Source organism: Candidatus Phytoplasma citri (assembly GCF_002009625.1).
Classification (GTDB): domain Bacteria; phylum Bacillota_I; class Bacilli_A; order Acholeplasmatales; family Acholeplasmataceae; genus Phytoplasma; species Phytoplasma citri.
This window is the reverse complement of the sequence record NZ_MWKN01000044.1, coordinates 1-3,825: the sequence shown is the minus strand read 5'-3', so window position 1 is coordinate 3,825 and position 3,825 is coordinate 1. Positions and strand designations below refer to the sequence as shown.

General features: G+C 20.6%; 4 protein-coding genes and 1 pseudogene. 4 read left to right on the top strand and 1 reads right to left on the bottom strand.

From position 1 onward, the window contains the following. Positions 1–78: 78 nt before the first annotated feature. The 4 genes and pseudogenes from B2G44_RS02500 to B2G44_RS01485 all read left to right on the top strand — a co-directional run. Positions 79–186, top strand: a pseudogene (locus B2G44_RS02500) (hypothetical protein); the annotation flags it as partial. Positions 187–243: 57 nt separating this feature from the next. Beyond that, a complete protein-coding gene (locus B2G44_RS01495; protein ID WP_078123088.1) occupies positions 244–696 on the top strand; it encodes a tRNA nucleotidyltransferase/poly(A) polymerase-related protein in 453 nt (150 codons plus the stop codon). A 98-nt stretch (positions 697–794) separates the two neighbouring features. Further along, positions 795–1,739 carry an HD domain-containing protein gene (locus tag B2G44_RS01490; RefSeq protein WP_078123087.1) on the top strand — a complete coding sequence of 315 codons (945 nt, stop codon included), beginning with the start codon at positions 795–797 and terminating at the stop codon, positions 1,737–1,739. A 266-nt stretch (positions 1,740–2,005) separates the two neighbouring features. After that, positions 2,006–3,118, top strand: coding sequence for an ATP-binding protein (locus tag B2G44_RS01485; protein WP_257616366.1), 1,113 nt, complete (start codon positions 2,006–2,008; stop codon positions 3,116–3,118). Positions 3,119–3,255: 137 nt separating this feature from the next. Here B2G44_RS01485 and B2G44_RS02330 read toward each other — a convergent pair. Next, positions 3,256–3,825, bottom strand: a 570-nt coding sequence (locus B2G44_RS02330; RefSeq protein WP_180372470.1) for a hypothetical protein, incomplete at its 5' end; no start/stop codon positions are given.

The following is a 3,825-nucleotide window of genomic DNA, read 5'->3' as shown; positions in this document are numbered from 1 at the left end:
GGAAAGCGGTGTGCTTGGAAACTTGCTCGCACCGTTTGGACGGAGGCTGATTGTAAATAAAACAGCAAAGATAAATCGCTGCATAAAACGCAATTAATCTATCTGTATTTTACTATAAACGCCCTTTTATTAGATGAAAATCATAATATATTCGATTATGTTAATGGCTTAACAGATTTAAATAACAAAATTATTCGTATTATAGGCGATCCTTATCAAAAATTAACTGAAGATCCTTTAAGAATGTTAAGAATTTTTTATTTTAAATCAAAATTAAATTTTTCTGTAGAAGAAAAAACAGAAAAATTTTTAAAAGATAATATCGCTTTAATAAATAAATTGAGATCTTTTTTTATATTTAGAGAATTTAATAAAATTTTGAAACAACCTTATGTTAATTTAACTTTTAATTATTTATTATATACAAAAGCTATTTATTGTTTAAAAAGTTTAATTTCTGGAATATTATTTTTTATCGAATATAAATTAGAAATTATCGATCCAGATTTTTTTTTCATAATCGCTGTTTATTTAAATAATAAAGTATTTTATGATTTTTCTTTTCCTTATAATCAAAGAATAAAAATTATTAAATTGGTCGCATTATTAAAACAAAAATATCCTTTTTTATCTAATTTAAATAAATTTGAAATATCAAATTTACAAAAAAAATTTTTAAAAACAGGTTTATTTTGAATTATTTATTTGTATGTTTTTATTTTATTGTTAAAAGTGTTTTAAATTTTTGTTATATTTTAAATAATTAAGAAAAATAAAAATGAGTTTAAAAAATTATGATTTATAAAAACCAATTAGAAAATTTAAAGAATGCTGAAATAGGGAAAAAATACCAAATTTTAGGAAAAATTACTAATATTAATAAAGGTGATAATTTTTACAATATAGATGTTTTGTTAACGGAAACGGAAATTATCAATATCAAAATAGAAAATAGAAATTTAGTTTTAATAACTGAAAAAATTTATATTTTTGAAGTAATTAGAAATTTAAAAAGCAATAAATATTATTGGATTTGCCAAAGTTCGAATTTAATCGAAAATATTTTAAATTTAGAAGAAACTTATCAATATTATCGTCTTTTTTTTGTATGTGCTCCGTTATCTTTTGAAAAAGCTGATTTTTTAATTAATAAATATATTAATAAAATTAAAAATTATAATTTAAACAAAATTACAACCGCGTTATACAATAAATATAAATTGCCTTTTTTGATTTCGCCAGCTGCTTTTAAAATGCATCATAATTATTACGGAGGATTAGCTTATCATACTACTAATATGTTGCAAATTACTTTAAATCTGGCCGAAAGATACAATTTTTTAAATTTAGATTTATTATATGCAGGAATTATTTTACATGATATGTTTAAAGTTAAAGAATTTAATTTTTCGAAAAAAGAATATACTAAAGAAGGAATTTTATTAGGTCATTTAGTTTTAGCTGTTAATTATGTTCATGAAGAAGCTGTTTTATTCAATATTCAGGATACAGAAGAAATATTATTATTAAAACATTTATTAATTTCTCATCATGGTTTATTAGAATATGGTGCTTTAAAAACTCCTCAAACAGGTGAAGCATTTTTGTTATGGCATTTGGATAATATAGATGCCAAATTAACTTCTTTAGGAGAAACATTAGCTAAAACTTCTGCAGGTAGTTTTTCGGAACCTTTAGCGGTTTTCGAAAAAAAGTCTTTATACAAACCAAATTTATAAAATTTTATATTTATTTTTATAATTTAGAAAAATAATGATGTTTAATAATAATGTTTGTTATTGATGTAATGAATAATTAAAAATTTAAAAATTATTAATATATCTGATGTGGTATTAATAAAAATTATTTAAACTTTTTACTAAAATATATTTAATCTTTTCAAAAAATTATCTATTTTTATTAAAATTATAAATTTAGTTGTAAATACAAAAAGAAATTTTATTATTTTTTTATTTTAATATTTAATAATTTAAAGGAGTTTTTATTGAAAGACAAGACAAAAACTTTATTGATTATTTTTAGATTAATTATGAATTTATTATTATTATTATTTATTTTTTGGTCTCTAATATTAAATTTTAAAAATAATAAGGATTTAATGAATTTAAAATCTGATATATCTAACAAAAATGAAGCAAATTTTTTAAATTTAACTAATAGTTTTGATGAAAAAGAATCTTTTTATCCTACTAATAGTGATAATTTTCTTGATTTTTCAACTTTATCGGGTTTTAAAGAAGAAAAGAAAATAGCTAATTCGTTTATATTGTATATAAAAAAACCTGAAAAATTTAAAGATATTGGTCACATTGAACCTCCTTTAGGTATTTTGTTATATGGTGTTCCTGGAACAGGAAAGACTACTTTTGCTCGGGCTATAGCTAAAGAAACACAGTTGCCCTTTTTTGAACTAAGTGCTTCTATTTTTTCAAAAAAATATAGAGGTCAAGCAGTACAAATGATTAGAAATTTATTTAATGATGTACGTAAAATATCTAAAAAACACCCTGGAGCTATTATTTTTGTAGACGAATGTGAAACTATTTTTCGAAAATTAATAAATTTAGAAGGCGATTCGGAAATTACCAATATTGTTAACCAATTTAAAACAGAATTGACTTCTAATGAAAATGATCCCGAACATCCTATTTTTATTTTAGGAGCGACTAATAATTTTTCACAAATCGATGATGCTATAAAATCGCGTTTTTCTTATGCTATCGAAGTTAAACCAGGTAATAAATTAGAGCGTAGACAATTTTTAGAATTTTTGATGGATCAAAAACTTAAAAATCCATATAGTATGGAAGCTAAAAATTTTTTATATGAAATAATTAATGAAGCTTTAGATAGAATTGAATCTAATTATGATTTTTTAAAAACTAATCGTACTTTAGAAAATTTGATGAAAGCTGCTGCTATGAATTTCGCTATAAAAAGAGCTAATGATGATGATTATCCTAAAGTTAGTAAAGAAACAGTTAATATTGATGATTTGAAAGAAGCTTATCGTAGAATTATTATTACTGATAAAGACTTAAAAATACTAAATGAAGTGGAAAAACAATTTTTAGAAAGAAAAAATTCTTTAAAATAGAAATAAATTGAATCTATTTTTTGATGATGCTAACATCAAATTCGCAAAAAATAAAATATTTAAATATAATATAAAAAAAGCTGTTTATTATAATAAACAGCTTTTATTTTTTTTAAAATTAAAAATTTTATTTTAATTTAAATTTCAAATTTAATCATATTGGTTTTATAGTCATTTATTTTATATATAATTAATTTATATATAAAACGTGTAAGAATTAAAAAATTGGTGATTGTCAAAATTATTAATATAGTTTTCCAATATTGAAAATTACTATTAAAAACATTATTGTCATTAATATCAATATAGTTAGAATAATTATTATTTTCAGAAATGAATATTTTTCTAAAAACTAAAGAAAATTGGTTTTTTATTTCGCTATATTTTTCAATAGATTTTTCAAAATTGTTTTTAGCGCGATCATATTTTAAATTAGAAAGGATAAAATCTTTATTATTTCGTTGCGTTTCGGCTTCTAACATAAATTCATCTCCTTTATTTCGGAAATAAATAGCGCTATTTTCTTTATCAGATTCTATTTCTGATTTGATACTATTTAATTTTGATTTGATATCTTTATTATGAACAAAATAAAAGCTTAATTCTAAAAATTTAGAAATTTCTTCTTTATTTTTGTTAATTATTTTTTTTAATATTAAAGAGTTATTTTTTTTAACTTTATTGATATCGAGATAGATTAACGCGGT